The 17,381-nt window shown below is 41.3% G+C and carries 22 protein-coding genes and 1 riboswitch; of the genes, 11 read left to right on the plus strand and 11 right to left on the minus strand.

Annotated features, from left to right (window positions below):
• Positions 1 to 12: 12 nt before the first annotated feature.
• Together ACFVS1_RS16075 and ACFVS1_RS16080 are read right to left on the minus strand one after the other, a co-directional pair.
• Positions 13 to 810, minus strand: coding sequence for an enoyl-CoA hydratase (locus ACFVS1_RS16075; protein ID WP_387548732.1), 798 nt, complete (start codon positions 808 to 810; stop codon positions 13 to 15).
• A gap of 92 nt (positions 811 to 902) precedes the next feature.
• The gene (locus ACFVS1_RS16080) at positions 903 to 2,519 is read right to left on the minus strand and encodes a long-chain fatty acid--CoA ligase (RefSeq protein WP_387548734.1); all 1,617 of its coding nucleotides are present in this window, start codon (positions 2,517 to 2,519) and stop codon (positions 903 to 905) included.
• A 605-nt stretch (positions 2,520 to 3,124) separates the two neighbouring features.
• Here ACFVS1_RS16080 and ACFVS1_RS16085 point away from each other — a divergent pair.
• Complete coding sequence (locus ACFVS1_RS16085; RefSeq protein ID WP_387548736.1) at positions 3,125 to 4,003, plus strand: dimethylarginine dimethylaminohydrolase family protein; 879 nt, start codon at positions 3,125 to 3,127, stop codon at positions 4,001 to 4,003.
• A gap of 75 nt (positions 4,004 to 4,078) precedes the next feature.
• Here the strand turns inward: ACFVS1_RS16085 and ACFVS1_RS16090 are convergent, their stop codons facing one another.
• Together ACFVS1_RS16090 and ACFVS1_RS16095 are read right to left on the minus strand one after the other, a co-directional pair.
• Positions 4,079 to 4,519: an HIT family protein gene (locus tag ACFVS1_RS16090; RefSeq protein WP_387549397.1), complete on the minus strand. Its 441-nt coding sequence runs from the start codon at positions 4,517 to 4,519 to the stop codon at positions 4,079 to 4,081.
• Complete coding sequence (locus ACFVS1_RS16095) at positions 4,515 to 4,910, minus strand: hypothetical protein (protein ID WP_352922111.1); 396 nt, start codon at positions 4,908 to 4,910, stop codon at positions 4,515 to 4,517. Before ACFVS1_RS16095 ends, ACFVS1_RS16090 begins: the two co-directional genes overlap by 5 nt.
• Before the next feature lie 340 nt (positions 4,911 to 5,250).
• Here ACFVS1_RS16095 and ACFVS1_RS16100 point away from each other — a divergent pair, with 340 nt between their 5' ends.
• Together ACFVS1_RS16100 and ACFVS1_RS16105 are read left to right on the plus strand one after the other, a co-directional pair.
• Positions 5,251 to 5,700 carry a DinB family protein gene (locus tag ACFVS1_RS16100; protein ID WP_387548738.1) on the plus strand — a complete coding sequence of 150 codons (450 nt, stop codon included), beginning with the start codon at positions 5,251 to 5,253 and terminating at the stop codon, positions 5,698 to 5,700.
• Between the two features lie 103 nt (positions 5,701 to 5,803).
• Positions 5,804 to 6,142 (plus strand): hypothetical protein, encoded by a 339-nt coding sequence (locus ACFVS1_RS16105; protein WP_387548740.1) that lies wholly within the window; start codon positions 5,804 to 5,806, stop codon positions 6,140 to 6,142.
• Between the two features lie 68 nt (positions 6,143 to 6,210).
• Here the strand turns inward: ACFVS1_RS16105 and ACFVS1_RS16110 are convergent, their stop codons facing one another.
• The 6 genes from ACFVS1_RS16110 to ACFVS1_RS16135 form a co-directional block, all read right to left on the minus strand.
• A complete protein-coding gene (locus tag ACFVS1_RS16110) occupies positions 6,211 to 6,477 on the minus strand; it encodes a transcriptional regulator SplA domain-containing protein (protein WP_241590686.1) in 267 nt (88 codons plus the stop codon).
• A gap of 115 nt (positions 6,478 to 6,592) precedes the next feature.
• Positions 6,593 to 7,459: a Cof-type HAD-IIB family hydrolase gene (locus ACFVS1_RS16115; protein WP_352922117.1), complete on the minus strand. Its 867-nt coding sequence runs from the start codon at positions 7,457 to 7,459 to the stop codon at positions 6,593 to 6,595.
• 148 nt (positions 7,460 to 7,607) lie between these two features.
• Positions 7,608 to 7,964, minus strand: coding sequence for a YlbF/YmcA family competence regulator (locus ACFVS1_RS16120; RefSeq protein ID WP_241590688.1), 357 nt, complete (start codon positions 7,962 to 7,964; stop codon positions 7,608 to 7,610).
• 73 nt (positions 7,965 to 8,037) lie between these two features.
• Positions 8,038 to 8,256 carry a hypothetical protein gene (locus tag ACFVS1_RS16125; protein ID WP_352922119.1) on the minus strand — a complete coding sequence of 73 codons (219 nt, stop codon included), beginning with the start codon at positions 8,254 to 8,256 and terminating at the stop codon, positions 8,038 to 8,040.
• Positions 8,257 to 8,516: 260 nt separating this feature from the next.
• Complete coding sequence (locus ACFVS1_RS16130) at positions 8,517 to 8,657, minus strand: hypothetical protein (RefSeq protein ID WP_352922121.1); 141 nt, start codon at positions 8,655 to 8,657, stop codon at positions 8,517 to 8,519.
• 265 nt (positions 8,658 to 8,922) lie between these two features.
• The gene (locus ACFVS1_RS16135; RefSeq protein ID WP_387548744.1) at positions 8,923 to 9,129 is read right to left on the minus strand and encodes a hypothetical protein; all 207 of its coding nucleotides are present in this window, start codon (positions 9,127 to 9,129) and stop codon (positions 8,923 to 8,925) included.
• A 37-nt stretch (positions 9,130 to 9,166) separates the two neighbouring features.
• Here ACFVS1_RS16135 and ACFVS1_RS16140 point away from each other — a divergent pair, with 37 nt between their 5' ends.
• The 6 genes from ACFVS1_RS16140 (at position 9,167) to ACFVS1_RS16165 (ending at position 14,373) form a co-directional block, all read left to right on the plus strand.
• Positions 9,167 to 10,180, plus strand: coding sequence for a YheC/YheD family endospore coat-associated protein (locus ACFVS1_RS16140; protein ID WP_352922124.1), 1,014 nt, complete (start codon positions 9,167 to 9,169; stop codon positions 10,178 to 10,180).
• A gap of 16 nt (positions 10,181 to 10,196) precedes the next feature.
• Positions 10,197 to 11,267, plus strand: a complete 1,071-nt coding sequence (locus tag ACFVS1_RS16145) for a YheC/YheD family endospore coat-associated protein (protein ID WP_387548746.1) — start codon at positions 10,197 to 10,199, stop codon at positions 11,265 to 11,267.
• A gap of 3 nt (positions 11,268 to 11,270) precedes the next feature.
• Positions 11,271 to 12,638: a YheC/YheD family endospore coat-associated protein gene (locus ACFVS1_RS16150; protein ID WP_387548748.1), complete on the plus strand. Its 1,368-nt coding sequence runs from the start codon at positions 11,271 to 11,273 to the stop codon at positions 12,636 to 12,638.
• Positions 12,635 to 13,831: a YheC/YheD family endospore coat-associated protein gene (locus tag ACFVS1_RS16155; protein WP_387548750.1), complete on the plus strand. Its 1,197-nt coding sequence runs from the start codon at positions 12,635 to 12,637 to the stop codon at positions 13,829 to 13,831. The genes ACFVS1_RS16150 and ACFVS1_RS16155 overlap by 4 nt, the downstream gene beginning before the upstream one ends.
• Before the next feature lie 64 nt (positions 13,832 to 13,895).
• On the plus strand, positions 13,896 to 14,099 hold the full coding sequence (locus ACFVS1_RS16160; RefSeq protein ID WP_352922132.1) for a YheE family protein: 204 nt from the start codon (positions 13,896 to 13,898) through the stop codon (positions 14,097 to 14,099).
• Positions 14,100 to 14,184: 85 nt separating this feature from the next.
• Positions 14,185 to 14,373: a hypothetical protein gene (locus ACFVS1_RS16165; RefSeq protein WP_387548752.1), complete on the plus strand. Its 189-nt coding sequence runs from the start codon at positions 14,185 to 14,187 to the stop codon at positions 14,371 to 14,373.
• Positions 14,374 to 14,429: 56 nt separating this feature from the next.
• Here the strand turns inward: ACFVS1_RS16165 and ACFVS1_RS16170 are convergent, their stop codons facing one another.
• Complete coding sequence (locus tag ACFVS1_RS16170) at positions 14,430 to 15,254, minus strand: MBL fold metallo-hydrolase (protein WP_387548754.1); 825 nt, start codon at positions 15,252 to 15,254, stop codon at positions 14,430 to 14,432.
• 281 nt (positions 15,255 to 15,535) lie between these two features.
• Positions 15,536 to 15,640: riboswitch (SAM riboswitch) on the plus strand.
• Positions 15,641 to 15,708: 68 nt separating this feature from the next.
• On the opposite strand from ACFVS1_RS16170, the gene ACFVS1_RS16175 reads away from it, so the two are divergent.
• Positions 15,709 to 16,725: a methionine ABC transporter ATP-binding protein gene (locus tag ACFVS1_RS16175; RefSeq protein WP_387548756.1), complete on the plus strand. Its 1,017-nt coding sequence runs from the start codon at positions 15,709 to 15,711 to the stop codon at positions 16,723 to 16,725.
• Positions 16,712 to 17,380, plus strand: a complete 669-nt coding sequence (locus tag ACFVS1_RS16180; protein WP_387548758.1) for a methionine ABC transporter permease — start codon at positions 16,712 to 16,714, stop codon at positions 17,378 to 17,380. The genes ACFVS1_RS16175 and ACFVS1_RS16180 overlap by 14 nt, the downstream gene beginning before the upstream one ends.
• The last annotated feature ends 1 nt before the right edge of the window (position 17,381 follow it).

Genomic DNA, 17,381 nt, shown 5'->3' on the forward strand with positions numbered 1-17,381 from the left:
GGCCTTTTTCATTCATTTTCCGATGAAGTTCGGTTTCCTTTTTTCCACGAATGCTTTTATTCCCTCTTGGTGGTCCGCCGTTTGGCGCATTTTCATCTGGGCAGCTTTTTCAATCTCAAGGATCTTAATCAATAGCGGGCGATTTTTTTCACTAAGGATTTTTTTCGTTTTAATCATGGCCTGAATCGGGCTTTGCAGCCATGATTGCACTTTCTTTTCTACCGTATGTTCCAAGGTTCCATCAGCCACTTCATGAATGAGGCCCTTTTCTTTTGCTTCAAGCGCTGTAAGCACTTTACCTTCCCAGATTAGTTCTTTAGCACCCACTTCACCAAGACGGCGTTCAAGGAAGAAGTGTCCGCCGCCATCGGGGATTAATCCAATCCCGATAAAATTCATCGCAACCTTACTTTCCGAATCGGCAATAAGATGGTCGGTTGCAAGAGCTATACTTAACCCAAGCCCTGCAGCTGCACCATGAATGGCACTGATGGTCAATTTAGGCATGAAGTAAAGAGTGGTCACCAATTCACTGATTCCATCCATCAGTTCATCGAAAGCGTTTTCTTTTCCAGGCGAAAGCATCATCTTAATGTCACCACCTGCGGAAAATGCTTTCCCATTTCCTTTTAAAATGACGACATCCACATCATCATTCTCACTAACTTCCTTCAGGGCATGAATAAAATCATGCAGCATTTCCGGATTTAAAGCATTCATGGCCTCTGGACGGTTCATTGCAACAGTGGCCGTCCTGTCCGAATATGTGACTAAAACAGTGCCTGCAGGTGATGTTGATTCAATACTCAATTTATTTCCTCCTCTTTCGTTCTATGACTCTATTATATATACCTCCCCATTATTAGAATAGGGGGAAAAGTTGCAATTATACAAACCTAGCATTATTTATTGATATATTTATCTTGAAGCTGATCACGCAATGCCCTTTTCAAGAACTTCCCAACACCCGTTTTCGGGATTTCATCCAAAAAGACCACTTCATCCGGCAGCCACCATTTTGCAAACTGCGGCATTAAAAATTCGATGATGTCTTCCTGGGACACTTTCCCCTTGTATGCCTCCTTCAAGACAACACAGGCGATCGGCCGTTCCTGCCATTTTTCGTGAGGCACTGCAATTACCGCAGCCTCAAAGATTCCTTCATGGGCCATTAATGCATTCTCTATATCTACGGAAGAAATCCACTCACCGCCGCTTTTTATCAAATCTTTCGTCCGGTCAACAATTTTGACGAATCCCTCTTCATCAATCGTGACAACATCCCCCGTATACAGCCAGCCATCTTTAAACGTATCCTCTGACCGCTCATCCTTAAAATACTCATTCGCTATCCAAGGACCCCTGATCAGCAATTCGCCCATTTCTTTTCCATCTGGTTTCACTTCGCCGCCCTGACCGATCACTTTAATTTCTATCATTGGCGAAACAAGGCCCTGCTTGGCCTTCAACTCATAAAGTTCTTCTTCAGGAAGGTCTTCCTGATAGCTTTTTGGTTTCGATACAAATACGAGCGGGCTTGTTTCAGTCATTCCATAGGCATGCAGGAATGGTATCCCATACTTTTGTTCAAAGGTTTTAATCATGCTTTTCGGAGCAGCCGACCCTCCGCATAGAACAGTGCGAATGCTGCTCGTATCATGGCCGCCTTCTTCCAGCTCCTTCAATAAGCCCAGCCATATCGTCGGTACCCCTGCTGCGATTGTAACCTTCTCCGTTTCTATAAGCTCAGCCAAAATCTTTGGGGTGAAATAGGGTCCCGGCAAAACCATCTTCGTTCCAAACCAAACACTGGCAAAAGGCATGCCCCAAGCGTTCACATGAAACATCGGCACGACAGGAAGGGCCACATCACGCTCGCTTAATGCTGTAGAATCGGCAAGCCCCAGTGCAATCGCATGCAGCAAAATTCCGCGATGTGAATAAACCACACCTTTCGGATTCCCGGTCGTGGCGGAAGTATAACATATGCCGGCAGGCGCATTTTCATCCAAGGTTTGAATGAATGGCTGTTTTGGATTCCCTTCGGCTAATAATCTTTCATAATGATAAATGGGTGAAAGGGTCGTATCAGGCAACTCCTCTTTATCCGTCATAATGATATACCCTTCCACTGTCGTCAACTCATCTTTAATTGCTTCCAAGAGGGGAATGACATCCGGGTCTATCAATAATAATCGATCCTCCGCACTATTGACGATATAAGAAACATGCTGAGGAGACAAACGCATATTGATTGTATGAAGGACAGCACCATGACAGGGAATCGCGAAATATGCTTCTAAATGCCGATGATGGTTCCAGGCAAGTGTTCCAATACGGTCACCTGTTTGAATGCCGAATTTTTCAAGATTACTGGTCAGCCTTCTTGTACGCTCAGCAATCTCTGCATATGTAAATGTGTGAATTCCACCATCCGTACGCGAAACGACCTCTTTCTTCGGAAAATATTTTTCAGCTCTCTCAATGATTTGAGTCATGATCAATGGAGTATCCATCATTACAATCTCCCCCTTATATTAAAAGCATCCTCATTATATATTCGACCAGAAAAAAAATAATCCTTTATCCCTAGGTGCCTTTTACGATTATTTTGAATTTAGGTTTATCCTGATGATATTTCAAAAAGGCTAAACCAGATCCTATCCGTTTGACGACAATAACGGGATTCGGAAAGGGCGCGGATTTCTGGAACCAACTGGAACGGTTTTTAAAATAAAAAATGGCTGGCATACTCGCTCTTTATCGTTTTTTATTGTTTTATGAAACCCTCATTGGATTGAAGAAATTTGCGACACTCCTGCCGAAAAACTGGCTAGATGAGACCCCGGAGACGTTTACGGCGAGGAGGCTTGGCAGGCAGTCGGCGGAAAGGGAGCGGATTTCTGAAACCAACTGGAACGTTTTTTAAATAAAAAATGGCTGGCATACTCGCTTCTTCGAGTTGATAAATGATACCGGTATCATTTATCAGGAGCATAATCTGAAATGTTATTTTTAGACCATCCAAATTTAGCAGTGCAGTGCCATGACCTATTTTTTATGTTTCTTTCTAGAAAAAAGAGGAAATAGTAAAGATACAATTATGTATAGAGGGAGCTCATTTATGATAAACAAAATAAACGAAGAACTAGAAGCCTATTGCTCGAGTGAATATTCAAAGCTATCACGGGTGATCGTCTGTGAACCTCGTTATATGGAAATCCGGGAGATCATTAACGAAACACAAAAAGAGTTTCAAGAGGAAAATATCGATCAAGCACTAGCCTTGGAGCAGCACGCCCAATTTACAAAGGCTCTTGAGCATGAAGGGATTGAAGTCATAAAACTTACGCCACAATTTACATATCCAGAACAAGTTTTCACGAGGGATATCGGTTTTACTCTTGGCAATATCGTATACGTTGCGGAATTGGCAACAGGTATCAGGCAGGGCGAAGAACAAATATTGAAATCCTGGCTCGAAACGAATGGCATCTCGTATTTCAATCTCCTCAAAGATCATATTGAGGGCGGGGATGTCCTTATTGACGGAAAGACCATCTATATTGGAATCAGTGAAAGAACAGATGAAACATCCGTCAAGCATCTTCAGACCCTATTACCGGAATACGATGTCATCGCGATTCCTTTCATTGAAACATTCCTTCATTTAGATTGTGTTTTCAATATCATATCACCGACAGAGGCGCTTATTTTTCCGGAGTCCTTTACAAAAAAAGAGATGGATATATTAGCTTCACGTTATGACATAATTGAAGTAACTAAAGAAGAACAATTCACATTAGGAACCAACGTGCTTTCAATTGGGAATAAAAAAATATTCAGTCTTCCGTGTAATAAACAGGTAAATAGTCAGCTTCGTAAACGCGGATACGAAGTCATTGAAATCGATATAAGCGAAATAATCAAGTCCGGTGGCTCTTTTCGTTGTTGCACCATGCCACTATTGAGGACAACGAATAAGAAGACTGATTCAGCCTGAGCAGATGAAAGAAACTGGACTTGTGTGGAAGTCCGGTTTCTTTCTCTTTTTATAAACATGGTGCTATCAAAGAGATTAAGGGTTCAGTTCTTTTTTTAATGCCTCGATTCCTTCGATTACAGTTTTTAAATTTTCAACATCATTCAAGTTGTCTCTTGCATGCAGCAAAACCGGTCTAACTGATTCCACCGAACGTCCAAACCGGTACATCCATTCATATCGAGGAACCATCCAAGTATGAAAATGGTGGGAAGTATCCTCATTGTAAAAACAATAAACATTTTCTATCCCTAATACTTTTCTTTGAGCTTTTCTAATCTTGGTTAATACGTTTATGTAATCAACCTTTTCTCGTTCATTTAATTCATCAAAGCACTTAATATGGCGCTTAGATGCTAATATCACTAAACCTTCAATGGGGTATGCAACGTCTTGGTGAGCATGAAAATATTCAGATTCGACTATTACACCACCATCAGCTTCCACTTCCCCACTTGTCTCCTCCTTTTCATTAATGCAGAAGTTTTAATATAGTTTGAGAATCCTTTCTATTTAACTGTACATACTCGCTATGTTCATCCTTCGTCAATTCTACAATATTTTCATCAGTATTAACCCAAACATAATATACTGCTATTTTACCTTCGCTTTTTTCATCATTAAAATAAAAGATGAAGTCCGCCTTAGGATGATCTTCCGCCAACGCGAATTCTTCCCAATCTGCATTTCTTACTATTTCTTTTGTTTTTTCTGTTTTCCCCATTTCTATCTTTTCTTTATATGCTTCGAATTTGTAGTTTTTACCTTCATATTTTTGAACGGAAATATGTTCTTGCTTTGTTGTACAGCCTGAAGCTAACGTTATTGATAATAGGCTAAGTGCAACAAGCAGCGGTTTCCTTTTCATTACTGTCATCTCCTCTTACCCCACTGGATTAATTATCCAATATATTTCATTATACTTCTCCACGCAAAAGAGTAATAGGAATATTCATCAATTTATTAACCAAAAAAACTTAAGGATTTTGACCCCTGGATAGTTGATGCAGCCTTCCATTTCATCAAAAGCACATACTCGCTTATATTGCATTTAATCCGATTACTAGCCGACAATATAAACCCTTTTAAATTGATAATCCTTTCCTTTGTGAATTGGCTTGGCTAAAATTTGATAATATTGAATTATCCTTGCTATAATTTCATGGGATAGCGTTTAGAATAAAACAAGATTGAAAGGGGAATGTAAAATGAATTATGTAAAAAATCAGCTAACGGTTATGCGCGGCAATCTTTTAAAAGAAATCGATGGAATCAAACCAGAGTTTATGGATGTACAGCCTGAAGGTTTTAATAATACAATCCATTGGCACCTTGGCCATGTCCTTTCTGCAGCCGAAAAATTTTTATTGAACTCCCATAGTGAATTGCCAGAGAATTACGGCCAACTATTCGGATATGGTTCAAAACCAGCGGACTGGACTGGGGACGTACCTACCGTTGAAGTATTAAAGCAACAACTGCATGAACAACTTGATCGCCTTCTTGAAATTCCGGAAGAACGATTGACTGAAAAAACGGCACAGCCTTTCAACGGAATGGAAACAGTGGGGGAATTCATTAATTTTGTAGTGCTCCATGAAGCCAATCATATTGGACAAATTCACGCAATGAAACTCTTAATCCAATCCAAGAACTGAGATTAAACCATAACTGTCACTCTGTATTTCTTGAAATAGGAGTGGCATTTTTTTATTTTTCACAGTCAAATATGCTGTTTTAATCACTTATGGCTTCTGTCATGTGAGTATGGGAGCGTTTACTCGCGAATTCGGGGCGTTACTCGTGAATTCCGAGCGTTTACTCGTGAGTTTGGCACGTTTACTCGTGAGTTCGGAGCAAATACTCGTGAGTTTGGCACGTTTACTCGTGAGTTCGGAGCAAATACTCGTGAGTTCAGCACGTTTACTCGTGAATTCCGAGCGTTTACTCGTGAGTTCGGAGCAAATACTCGTGAGTTTGGCACGTTTACTCGTGAGTTTGGCGCGTTTACTCGTGAGTTCGGAGCAAATACTCGTGAATTCCGAGCGTTTACTCGTGAGGTTGCAGCAAATACTCGTGAATTTTGTGCTTTACTCGTAAATATAATCAAAAAGAGCCCCCGCTCTATAAGCGAGGGCTTCATCTGTTCATGCGAAGTGAACGTCTCTTTACGTCATTTGGTTATCCATATAATCACTGTATGCCTTTTCCGCTGCGGCTTCCGAAGTGAACAAAGCATCATCGTCCTCAATCGTATGAAATGTATCATTCAGGAACAAGGCAACTGCATTGGGATCTTTGGGGTGCGGAACGATTTCCGCAGCCCTTATATTCGAAACGGTAGGAACGTGGGGATTATTATAAATCACAAACACCTCGTCACCGACTTGCACTTCTTTTGCATTGATTACACCCATTGAATTCTTCCTTTCCATTACTGATTTTCCTTTAGCTTATGGAAAGAAGCTTATAATTATTTATGAAATATAACAGGCCTAAAAAGCGGCATGATCTGAATGGGGCCCCTTCTATATGAAGGAGACCCGCCATTCATTTAAGCATATTCATCTTTTGTAAAAAATCGATTGGATGCTGTTTCCGGAAGAATTCCCTCAGCATATAGGCAACGCCATCTTGGTCATTGGAGCGCGTCACCCATTTTGCCACTTTCCTTACTTCCTCATCCGCATTGCCCATGGCAACTCCCAGACCAGAACCGGCAATCATCTCCATATCATCAAATCCATCTCCAATCGAGACGATTTCCGTTCTTTTCACCTCTAAATGGTCAGCTAAATACAATACACCGCTCCATTTAGAAACACCCTTCGGAACGATGGTCAGCTTATGTCCTGGATATAAGATTGCATCCACCTCAGGGAACATTTCCTTTATCAATTTCAACATATCATTTCGAGCACTTTTTTCTGGAAATATAATGTCCATCTTCGTCGGGGCCATCGGCTGGTCAATAAGCTCTTCACTGATATCATCCACATAATTTTGGGCATAAATATTTTGGTCATTCAAATACATTACCGATTTACCAAGCAAATTCTCCGGGAGGTTCACCCGATTGCCCAGCGAGTATTTCTCATGAATGAGCAATATTTGGCACGTGGTCTTTTCAAGCATTTGCACGAGCTCTGCTGTCAGTTCTTCTGATATCCTTTTTACCATTATCGGCTTTTCTATGGAAGCTCCGACAAAGGCTCCTTGCTGAGCAACGATCATCGGATTTATTTTTAGGGCTTTGGCCACTTTTTTTGCTGAGTGATAGTTTCTTGACGTCACAAGTGCAACATGGACACCTTTTTGGTGAACATAATCTATTGCTTCTTTAGTCGATTTATTTAAACGGCCATTCGACTGGAGCAATGTCCCGTCGATATTGACCGCAAGTAGTCGATATACCATGCTGATCTCCCCCATCTGTAGTATCCTCTTTCCAAATTTATGACTAAAATTTCGGGAATAGAACAAATAATGGTTCACGACCCTTGCAATGGTGTCTTTCAGGAAACAAAAAAACCCCCAACCATTATGGAAGGGAGTCTTTAACTGCTTATTGCTGTTGGTCAGGCAAGCCATATAAATCTTCAAGCGGCTTCATGATAATTTTATTGAGGTCTGCGATTACCATGCTCATCCGTTGTTCAGCTTCCATCAATTGTGAAATGGTTGGGTTTTGTTGGACAAGCTGTACCGTCTTTTGTGCTTGCTCAACCTCTTCCGGTGCAATCTCCTGTCCCATCATTTGCTTTTGCTGCAATGTCATCTGCAGATTACGGAAGTTTTCAAACATTCCTTTTGTTGCTTCATCAGAATTGACAAGATCATATAAGCGTTGCAAATCGGCATATTCATTACTTGCCCTAATTGCCTTTTCCATTTCATACGCTGCATCATATACGTTACTCATTTATTTCCCCTCCCGGTAATCATTGTATTCCTACACCTTTTCCACTATAACAAATCCGATTGCGAATTACACGTCATCCTATTAAAACAGTTACAAATCCTTTAAATAAACCGATGATTCCTCCAAGCAAAGCTCCAAGGCAGGTGATTATCGAAAAATCCTTCTTAGTGATGGATACGACCTTTTCCTCAAGCCGGGAAATGGTGTCCGGGAAATTGGCAGTCCATTCTCGAACCGGCTTATTCATGATCGAAGTGACAGGCAGCATTTCAGCTGTCTTTTCGTTAATCAATTGTTATATCGTTTCTCTTCCGACCATGTTTCAAATTCATTAAGAAAGTATGTTTGTAAATTTGCAATCTTGTTCTAACGTAAATGAAGAATTCTTCATTTACGTTAAAACAAGCATTTGAGCAGTACTTTTTTCCATGGACAATACTTTCTTTACTTCTGCCTTCACGTAAATTTTCATATTCTGTATAGAGGCATCATGATGACTTTACTTTGTATGCTCGCTGGCGTGTTTAAATGATCAATACCAATTTGGCTAACTCATCCTGCCGCTTCGGAATCCACCTTGGTGTCAACGGCAAGCTGTTTCACCAAAATATAGATTGGTTTATAAAGTCTGAACAGCATTGTGATAGCTAATAATTTAGTGAAGCCACCTATTACAGCACCTAAGACGACCATACAGGGTCCTTAACCAAAACTCCATGAAATTTCTCCTTTTATTGCTTTAAATAGAGGCTTGATGACACCTTCTAATTAAAAGAACATAGAATGTGTTATCCACATTTGCCCATCATTAAATTATTAAAGGATATTAAACTTAGTGCAAACGGGGAATTATTATGAACCTTAACCATCAGAAAGTTTTCATTACGGTAAATCCCGCAGAGACGCGAAAGAAGGCGCTACTGTTTATCGCAGAAAAACTATTTGAGGAATGGGGCCTTCAATTTGGAGAACCCGTAACGATCATGGCTGGATGCCGTTCGGTCCCGGTACTTGTCCAGCCATTCCCGTCACCCCAGCCTACATTGAAACTTTCATATGATATGAACCAAACTTTATCCTTACCCAGTTTTTCCGATTCAATCTCCGTCTCATACAATGCGGAAGGAAGGTCAATTAAAATAGGCCCGTTCTTCGCTTCACTCATGAACCAGACTCCCTTGCAAGACGGGACATTCGGCGAGATGGAAAAATTTTATCAGGAAATGAAAACATATTGTAATCAGCGGGGCATCCCCTTCTATTTAGTAAAATTGCAGTCTCTTCAAGAGGGAGTTGTAGAAGGCTACCTGCCTGGGCAAGATGGCTGGCAAACCTTGCCCCTCCCCATTCCTGATGTATTTTATAACCGGATACATTCGCGTAAACTTGAGGAATCGCATTCTTTCAAGCTGTTTAAAACTGAACTGGAGGAACGGTCGATACCGATGTTCAATGGAAGGTTCCTCTCCAAACATGATGTACATGAGCTGCTAATCTTAGAAGAAGAGCTGTTGCCAAATTTGCCGGAGACGATACTTTTTAACGAAAAGGAATCTTCCTTGAGGTTTATAGAAAAGCATTCGGTAATCTACTTTAAACCCGCATCAGGCAGCCAAGGCAGGAATATTTGCAGATTAACGCAAGTAGCTGGAAAATGGAAAATCGAGCAATCTGGAAATCTCCAGGATGTGCATTTTGCTGATACGGATGAAAAATTGTACGAAACCTTAAAAAGGTTTTCCAGTAAACAATCCTTCATTCTTCAAAAAGGGATTTCCCTATTCGAAACCGATCAGAGAAAAGTTGATTTCCGCATACTTCTTCACCGGAATGATCTGCTTGAGTGGAAAGTTTCATCAATGGTTGCCCGGATTGGGGACCCTGGCACTATCGTTTCCAATCTTGCACAAGGCGGCTTGATGAAAAATGGGCCGGATTTTCTAAAGGAAGCATTTGACCTTCAGGACGCCAGCCGCATATATCAAAAGCTCGTACGGCTGGCTAAAAACACTGCCCAGGCCTTGGTCGAAAACCACAACGATTCATTCGGTGAGCTAGGGATTGATTTAGCACTGGATACCGATACCCATCCATGGATCATCGAAGTGAATTCAAAACCTTCAAAAAAATTTCAAGGCAACTATGAAACCTTTCGTCCATCAGTAAAATCCATCATAGATTTCATGCTTGCCCTTAACCGCGAAAACCATCCATAAAAGGAGTTGCTAGCACGTGTTAATAGGATTAATGGCCGCGTCGGATACACATGAAAACAACTACTTCACCGAAATAGCCAAAACCGCAAAATCATTTGATATGAATGTTTGTAAATTCTCACCGGAAAATATTGATATGGATCTGAAAAAAGTCCGCGGCGAGCGTTTTGATGCCGAGGACAAAACTTGGATCAGCGCATCTTTTGATATACCTGATTTTGTTTATGATCGCTGTTTTCACGGATTAGTCCGTGAGTCAACGGAAACGCGGCACAAAATCGATTGGTTAAAAGATAACTCGAATTTCTTAGGGCTGGGCCTTCCTGGTAAGTGGGAAGTGTATCAAATCCTAAAAAACCATCCACACCTACAGGCATTTTTTCCAGAGACCGTACAAGTGACGACACCTGAAGATATTACCGGTCATTTGGAACGCCTGGATAAAATCATCATCAAACCTGAATTCGGTGCAGGCGGTACAGGAATCTACCTTCTTTCAAAAAACGAAGACGGTACCTTGGTATCCATGACGAAAAAGGGCACCAAATATGACCGCCAATTCTCCTCCAAATCTCAGCTTAACAAATGGCTGCAGCATTTATTAAATCGATACCGTTACCTCTGCCAGCCATATTTGGAACTTTGCAGCCAATATAACGAGCCATTCGATTTACGGATTTTACTTCAAAAAAACGAGAAGAATCAATGGATGGAACGTGGCCGCGGAATTCGTACGGGACAAAAGGACGGAATTACCTCAAATCTTGCCACAGGCGGGGAAGCCATTTCTTTGGAAACTTTCATCAAAAGAAACCCGGAAACGATTTCGATTGCCGTCGAACAAAAGATTGAGCATATCCTTCGCACCCTGCCCGCAGAAACCGAAGCTGTCTTTGAAAGATTATTCGAGTTGGGGATCGATATAGGCATCGATAAAAAAGGCCAAATATGGATAATGGACATTAACTCGAAGCCCGGAAGGAAAATCATTCAGGCACTGCAGCCGGAGACCATGAATGATATTCATCGCGCACCGTTTCAATATAGCCAGTATTTAGCAAAACATCTTCAGAAAGCAGGTGAATAGAAAGTGAGAAAGACTTATCCTGCCGAAATTGCCGCTATCCCCGGTAATGTTCTCTACTACCCTTCCGATCTTGGAGACTTGGCAGAGATTGAATTAATTTACTTCGGACGACATTCATGTCCTGCCATCGTCAAACAAAACCCGGCCGTCAATCAATCAATCGTCCTTTCGGAAAGTCTTGCGGAATCTCTACTATTCGATCATACCGATATTCCCCTTCATTTATTCATATACGGCAGAAGCATTCATATCGGACCGCTGGTCGGAATCTTTTCATCAGGCTTCACCGGCATTTCAAACAAACCATTAGGCGAAAGATCGGAATTTTTCGCAAAGCTCCTTTCGCTTAGCAGGACCACAGGCTGTATTCCCTTTGTTTTTGGGGAGAATGTAATCAATTGGGATGAGGAGACAATCAAAGGTTATGTGTTTGATAACAATGACTGGCAGATTAATGAATTTCCTTTTCCTAATGTGATCTATGACCGTCTCCCAAATCGGTTGACGGAAAACCGCGATGGACCTAAAGAAGTGAAGCAGAAATTCCAAAAAGAATATACCATTCCATGGTATAATCCTGGTTTTTTCAATAAATGGGATGTAAATGAAAGGTTATGCGCAGATGAGCGGGCACTGCCATATTTGCCGGAAACGTATCCATTTCAATCCATGTCCGTGGTGGAAACCCTTCTTTCCCATTACCGGCAAGTTTATATAAAGCCCATTCACGGCAGCCTCGGCCTAGGGATTCACCAAATTCTTTATGATAAGCATGAGAATGTTTACTATTGCCGCTATACAAATGAAGCAAAAGAAAATAAACTGCAAAAGTTTTCCACACTGGAATCCATCGTTAAACATATTTTTCACGACCGGCCGCTAGAGAATCTTATCGTGCAGCAGGGCATCCCATTAATTCGATCTGAAAAACGTCCAGTGGATTTCCGGGTCCATACGAACAAGGACAGTAATGGAAAATGGCAGGTAACCGCGATCGCCGCAAAAATCGCCGGTGCCGGCAGCGTCACGACCCATATTAAAAGCGGGGGTGTGATCAAAACGGTTGCCGAACTGTTTGGAGATGACGATGAGGCGAAAGAAGTCGAACGAAAGCTATCGGAAGCCGCACTGATTTTAAGTGACAGTATAGAAAAGAACTTGGACGGAATCGTTGCAGAAATAGGATTTGATTTTGGATTGGATAAAAAAGGTCAGGTTTGGATGTTTGAAGCCAATTCCAAACCGGGACGTTCCATCTTCTCCCATCCTAAACTTAAGGATTTCGAATTGCTGACCAGAAAGCTCAGCCTTGATTACGCCATTTATCTTACGGAACAGACGATTACAAAATCAATCAGTGTGCCGCGATGAACATTTTTTACGATATCCCCACTGAAAATTGGTACCACAATCAAGAGAATGCGGAACTTTTCGCTGGCTCAGCCGAGGACGTAATTAGGTATAATAAGGATCATACGAATCAACCCCTAATTCCAATCACCATATTTCCAGGTAACCGGATGCTTGCCGTCGGCATACTGACTGTTTCCAATCCCAAAAAGGAATCAGGTTTGGGTGGAAACCTGACCCTTTTTCGGGACCTATCACTATATTTATTCAAACATGGAATATTGGCGTATGTATTCACAGAAAAGGTCCTTCATTCCGAATCGATGAGAGGGTATGTTTTTTCCTCCATTTCAAACAAATGGATCGAATGTAAAGTGCCCTTCCCTGACATCGTCTATAACCGAATCCCCTTGAGGAGCTATGAGGCGTCAGGGGAATTCCAACAGCTCATCCAATTTTTAAAAAAATACCGAATGAATCTTTTCAACCCCTGTTTCATAGATAAATATGTGATGTTCGAAGCATTGAAGGAAGAAGGATCCCTGACCAATCACCTTCCGCACACCATGGTCTTGAGAAACAGCGGCTGCCTTGATGCTTTCTTGGAGACCTATAAGCATATATACCTTAAACCTTGCAAAGGAAGCCAAGGTAAAGGCATTTATACGATAATCAAAAATGATGATGATACACTATTGTTCAATAGCTTAAAACATAGTGAGTCCTTCCCGGATTTCGCGTCATTCTGGGAAACAAGAAAAAGGGATTTATTAAAAAGGAGCTACCTTGCTCAACAGGCGATCATACCAAAAAAACTTTTTGGACATCGTTATGATTACCGGATTCTGGTCCATTATGAAAAAGGTTTTTATAAAGTGACCGGCAAAGCGGTAAGGATGTCACAAACTCAGGAAATCACCACCCACACTCCCCGAGGGGGGAAGATCGTTCCTTTTCAAGACCTGCAATCAAGAAGCCTGAATCGAAAATTAGCAAAAATCGCCCAAAAAAGCGGAGAGATACTTTCTAAAAAAATCGGATTTCTTGGAGAGTTTTCCATGGATATAGGGGAAGACGAATCCGGTTCGCTCTTCATATACGAAGTGAACTCAAAGCCCATGCAATTCGATGAGGAAGAAATTGAAACAAACAGGCTTTTGCATTTAAAAAATCTTTTTATTGAATTAACTTTTCCAAGCCTAACAATTAAATAACATCCTCCAGCTGCCGTTTTCCATTATAATTAAATGAGAAACTGTATAAATGGAGGTAATACATATGATTACTCATTTTCAATGGGCACCACTGCATAAGAATCTGCCGGGATGGAAAATTTCCTTTTATTTCAACAAGCAGGCAACCCAAGCCTTGTATCATAAAGATGGATCGATCGAGTGGACAGCCAATCCGCCTTCCGGAACAGATGAAGCCAAACTCAAAAGCATGATACATGATTTAATGATTTTCCATGTGTATGAATGAACCGCCTTTACATTCATGAAATACCTAACCAGAATAAAAAAGACTCCTTTGCCCAAACTAAAGAAAAGGCTAGGAGGGATTTATTTTGGATAAAGAAAAAATGACATTTTTGAAGGATACCGAATATGATGGCAAGGACTCCGTTTACCTTGATGTCGACCGTATCATCAATGAAGGAATGGCGGGCGGAAATGTGTATGAAGTCGCTAACCTTCAGAACATCGAAGAAGCACATGATTTTTATGATGAAACAGATCCAAATATCAATAAATGAATGATGTGAGCTCTCTTATGGAGAGCTCTCTTTTATATCAGTCAGACCGTTAACATTCAAATAGTTCCATTCTCCCTTGCACTCAACATATTTTCGTTTAATATCGATGTAATGATATGCTCTGAATCCCATTCATGCCCAGATATCTCGATAAGGGGATAGCGATTCGGTAAAACGACCTGCTGGATTTCTTGAACGGTCAGCCCTTGAGAATTCAGGCGTAAAATTTCGCCTTGGAGGTTTTCCAGATAATCCAGTTTTTTTCGAAACATTTCCTTCCCTTCAGGGACATGCCCAGCATGGCAGCAAAACACTTCCCCGAAGTCATATTGCAGTAATCTTTTTATTGAATCGATGATGACCGGAACAGACTCTTCCCGTAAGACAAGCTTTGTCTTTGGTGTTACGAAAAGGTCTCCTGAAAAGAGCATGCCATTACTGTGATTCAAATACACCATATGGTCCTTCGCATGGCCGGGGGTAAAAATCGGCTCCCACGTTTGGGTGCGCGAATGAATGGCCTCCCCTAGCGGCTCAGCTTTAAAGGCGTCTCTCTTTCCCCAGAAAATTTTGCGATATTCAGGATATTCAGCATCCCTTGCACAAACTTCAACCGACATCGGGTGAATGAAAAGCGGGACCTTTTTATGTTCCTGTATCCAGGCAGCGCCCCCCGTATGGTCTTCATGATAGTGAGTCAGGGCCACTGAGTCGAAGTCTGCGGACTCATAGAACGGAATAAGCTCTTTCAATAAAATCTCTGCTCCAGTATCTATCAATAGGCCATCCGTTAAAAAAACATTAACACTCATTCCCGCCTTGTTCCCGCCAGGAGTCCCGTGCACACAAACCACATCATTTATCGTCTTAATCTCTATCACTCAATTTCCTCCCCATCATTGTACAAAAATAGTTTCATCTTCCTTTTTTTAACTTTACTATAATAAATGTAGTACCACTTTACCTTTTTGACAAGGAAATACTGGAATAATTAACCTGGATGAAAATGCTGGATTCTTGTATAATAGCCCTTTTTTAACAGACCTTACAAAACTTTAATAATAAAAATCACCCCAAAAACTTCAAAAACGATTGACATTGTGAGATTTTACAAATAATATAGATTATATTAAAAAACTTGAAATATTCTAAAATAATAATTTACTTATCAAGAGTGACGGAGGGATCAGGCCCTGTGATGTCCGGCAACCGCCCTTAGGGAACGGTGCCACTTCCTGCAGAATGATTGCATTCTGAAAGATAAGACGAGATATAATTTCGCTGCCTCTTTCTGAATGATAGGGGCAGTTTTTTAATGTTTAAGGGGGAAAGCTCATGATTGAAATCCGTTCAGTCCGAAAGGAATACGTCTCGAAGAAAAACCGAGTTATCGGAGTGGATAACGTATCTTTAACCATTCAAACTGGTGAAGTGTATGGAATTGTCGGCTACAGTGGAGCTGGAAAAAGCTCATTACTCCGCTGCTTGAATTTGCTTGAACGTCCGACAAGTGGAAATATCATCATCGACGGCATTGATTTAACCTCTTTATCAAGTAAAGAGCTTCGTAAACAACGTCAAAAAATCGGAATGATATTCCAACACTTTTCACTGGTCAGTTCAAAAACCGTTTATGAAAATGTTGCTTTCGCCTTAAAGGCCGCGCATCGATCGAAGGATGCAATCAGTTTACGTGTATTGGAATTGTTGGAAATCGTAGGGCTCAGCGATAAGAAAGATGTCTATCCGGCGCAGCTTAGCGGTGGACAGAAGCAACGGGTAGGCATAGCCCGTGCCTTAGCAAATGACCCCACTGTACTATTATGTGATGAAGCGACTTCAGCACTTGATCCAACAACTACAAAAGCGATTTTACAATTATTGAAAAAGATAAGCAGTAAGCTTGGCATCACCATCGTGTTGATTACACATGAAATGGAAGTGGTCAAAGAACTATGCCACCGTGTCGCCGTCATGCAGGATGGCCGTGTAATTGAAGAAGGTCCCGTTTATGAAATATTTTCACAGCCCAAGCAGGAGTTAACGAAGCAATTCATTAGCAGTGTTCTGGATTTCGCACTCCCTCCGCACTTGATTGAAGAAAGTAAAGGTACGATCATTCAAATTCAATTCGAAGGGCAAACCGCTGGTGAGTCGATCCTTTCGGATACTCTCCAATCCCATTCAGTAAAGGGTAATATTTTACACGGTAAAATTGAGTATATCCAGGATGTCCCTTTAGGCATTTTAATCATCGAGTTAATAGGCGATGCAGCTCAAATTCATTCGGCATTGCAATATATAAAAAATCGTTCCAGTTCTGTGGAGGTGTTAAAACATGTCACTGCTTGATTCCATCGTCAATATTTTACCTGATCTTAATAAAGCCTTTCTTGAAACGATTTATATGGTCGGCGTTTCCCTTGCAGTAGCCCTGCTGATCGGTTTACCGCTTGGAGTATTGCTGTTTACCACAACAAGGAATTTATTTTTTGAAAATAGTATCGTGAATCGCTCTCTAGGATTCGCAGTCAATATTGTCCGTTCAATCCCTTTCATCATTCTCTTGGTTGCCCTCCTTCCTTTAACGGATCTTCTAACTGGATCGACGATAGGGCCGAGAGCGGCTACTGTTTCCCTGTCGGTGTCCGCAATACCTTTTTTTGCAAGAATCGTTGAAACGGCATTACGTGAAATAGACAGAGGAGTGATTGAAGCTGCAATTGCCGTAGGAGCCACTCCATGGATGATCATTAAGGATGTACTTCTCCCAGAGGCAAAACCGGGTATCATTCAAGGACTGACATTAACGACCATTTCGCTTATCGGTTACTCAGCAATGGCAGGGACAATCGGCGGAGGCGGAATTGGCGACCTGGCCATCCGGTACGGTTATTACCGTTATGACAACACAGTCATGATCACGACGATCGTCGTGCTGATCTGCCTTGTTCAAATCATTCAAATGGTTGGTGACAAGGCCTCATACATAGTTAACAAACGATAGT

The organism is Peribacillus sp. NPDC058075 (assembly GCF_042885195.1).
Lineage (GTDB): Bacteria > Bacillota > Bacilli > Bacillales > DSM-1321 > Peribacillus.

Bases quoted from the DNA above. Each gene is read 5' to 3' on its own strand.
- ACFVS1_RS16080 (WP_387548734.1), bottom strand. From the start codon at position 2,519: ATGATGGATACTCCATTGATCATGACTCAAATCATTGAGAGAGCTGAA.
- ACFVS1_RS16085 (WP_387548736.1), top strand. From the start codon at position 3,125: ATGATAAACAAAATAAACGAAGAACTAGAAGCCTATTGCTCGAGTGAA.
- ACFVS1_RS16095 (WP_352922111.1), bottom strand. From the start codon at position 4,910: ATGAAAAGGAAACCGCTGCTTGTTGCACTTAGCCTATTATCAATAACG.
- ACFVS1_RS16100 (WP_387548738.1), top strand. From the start codon at position 5,251: ATGAATTATGTAAAAAATCAGCTAACGGTTATGCGCGGCAATCTTTTA.
- ACFVS1_RS16110 (WP_241590686.1), bottom strand. From the start codon at position 6,477: ATGGAAAGGAAGAATTCAATGGGTGTAATCAATGCAAAAGAAGTGCAA.
- ACFVS1_RS16115 (WP_352922117.1), bottom strand. From the start codon at position 7,459: ATGGTATATCGACTACTTGCGGTCAATATCGACGGGACATTGCTCCAG.
- ACFVS1_RS16120 (WP_241590688.1), bottom strand. From the start codon at position 7,964: ATGAGTAACGTATATGATGCAGCGTATGAAATGGAAAAGGCAATTAGG.
- ACFVS1_RS16130 (WP_352922121.1), bottom strand. From the start codon at position 8,657: ATGGTCGTCTTAGGTGCTGTAATAGGTGGCTTCACTAAATTATTAGCT.
- ACFVS1_RS16135 (WP_387548744.1), bottom strand. From the start codon at position 9,129: ATGAGTGAAGCGAAGAACGGGCCTATTTTAATTGACCTTCCTTCCGCA.
- ACFVS1_RS16140 (WP_352922124.1), top strand. From the start codon at position 9,167: ATGGAAAAATTTTATCAGGAAATGAAAACATATTGTAATCAGCGGGGC.
- ACFVS1_RS16155 (WP_387548750.1), top strand. From the start codon at position 12,635: ATGAACATTTTTTACGATATCCCCACTGAAAATTGGTACCACAATCAA.
- ACFVS1_RS16160 (WP_352922132.1), top strand. From the start codon at position 13,896: ATGATTACTCATTTTCAATGGGCACCACTGCATAAGAATCTGCCGGGA.
- ACFVS1_RS16175 (WP_387548756.1), top strand. From the start codon at position 15,709: ATGATTGAAATCCGTTCAGTCCGAAAGGAATACGTCTCGAAGAAAAAC.
- ACFVS1_RS16180 (WP_387548758.1), top strand. From the start codon at position 16,712: ATGTCACTGCTTGATTCCATCGTCAATATTTTACCTGATCTTAATAAA.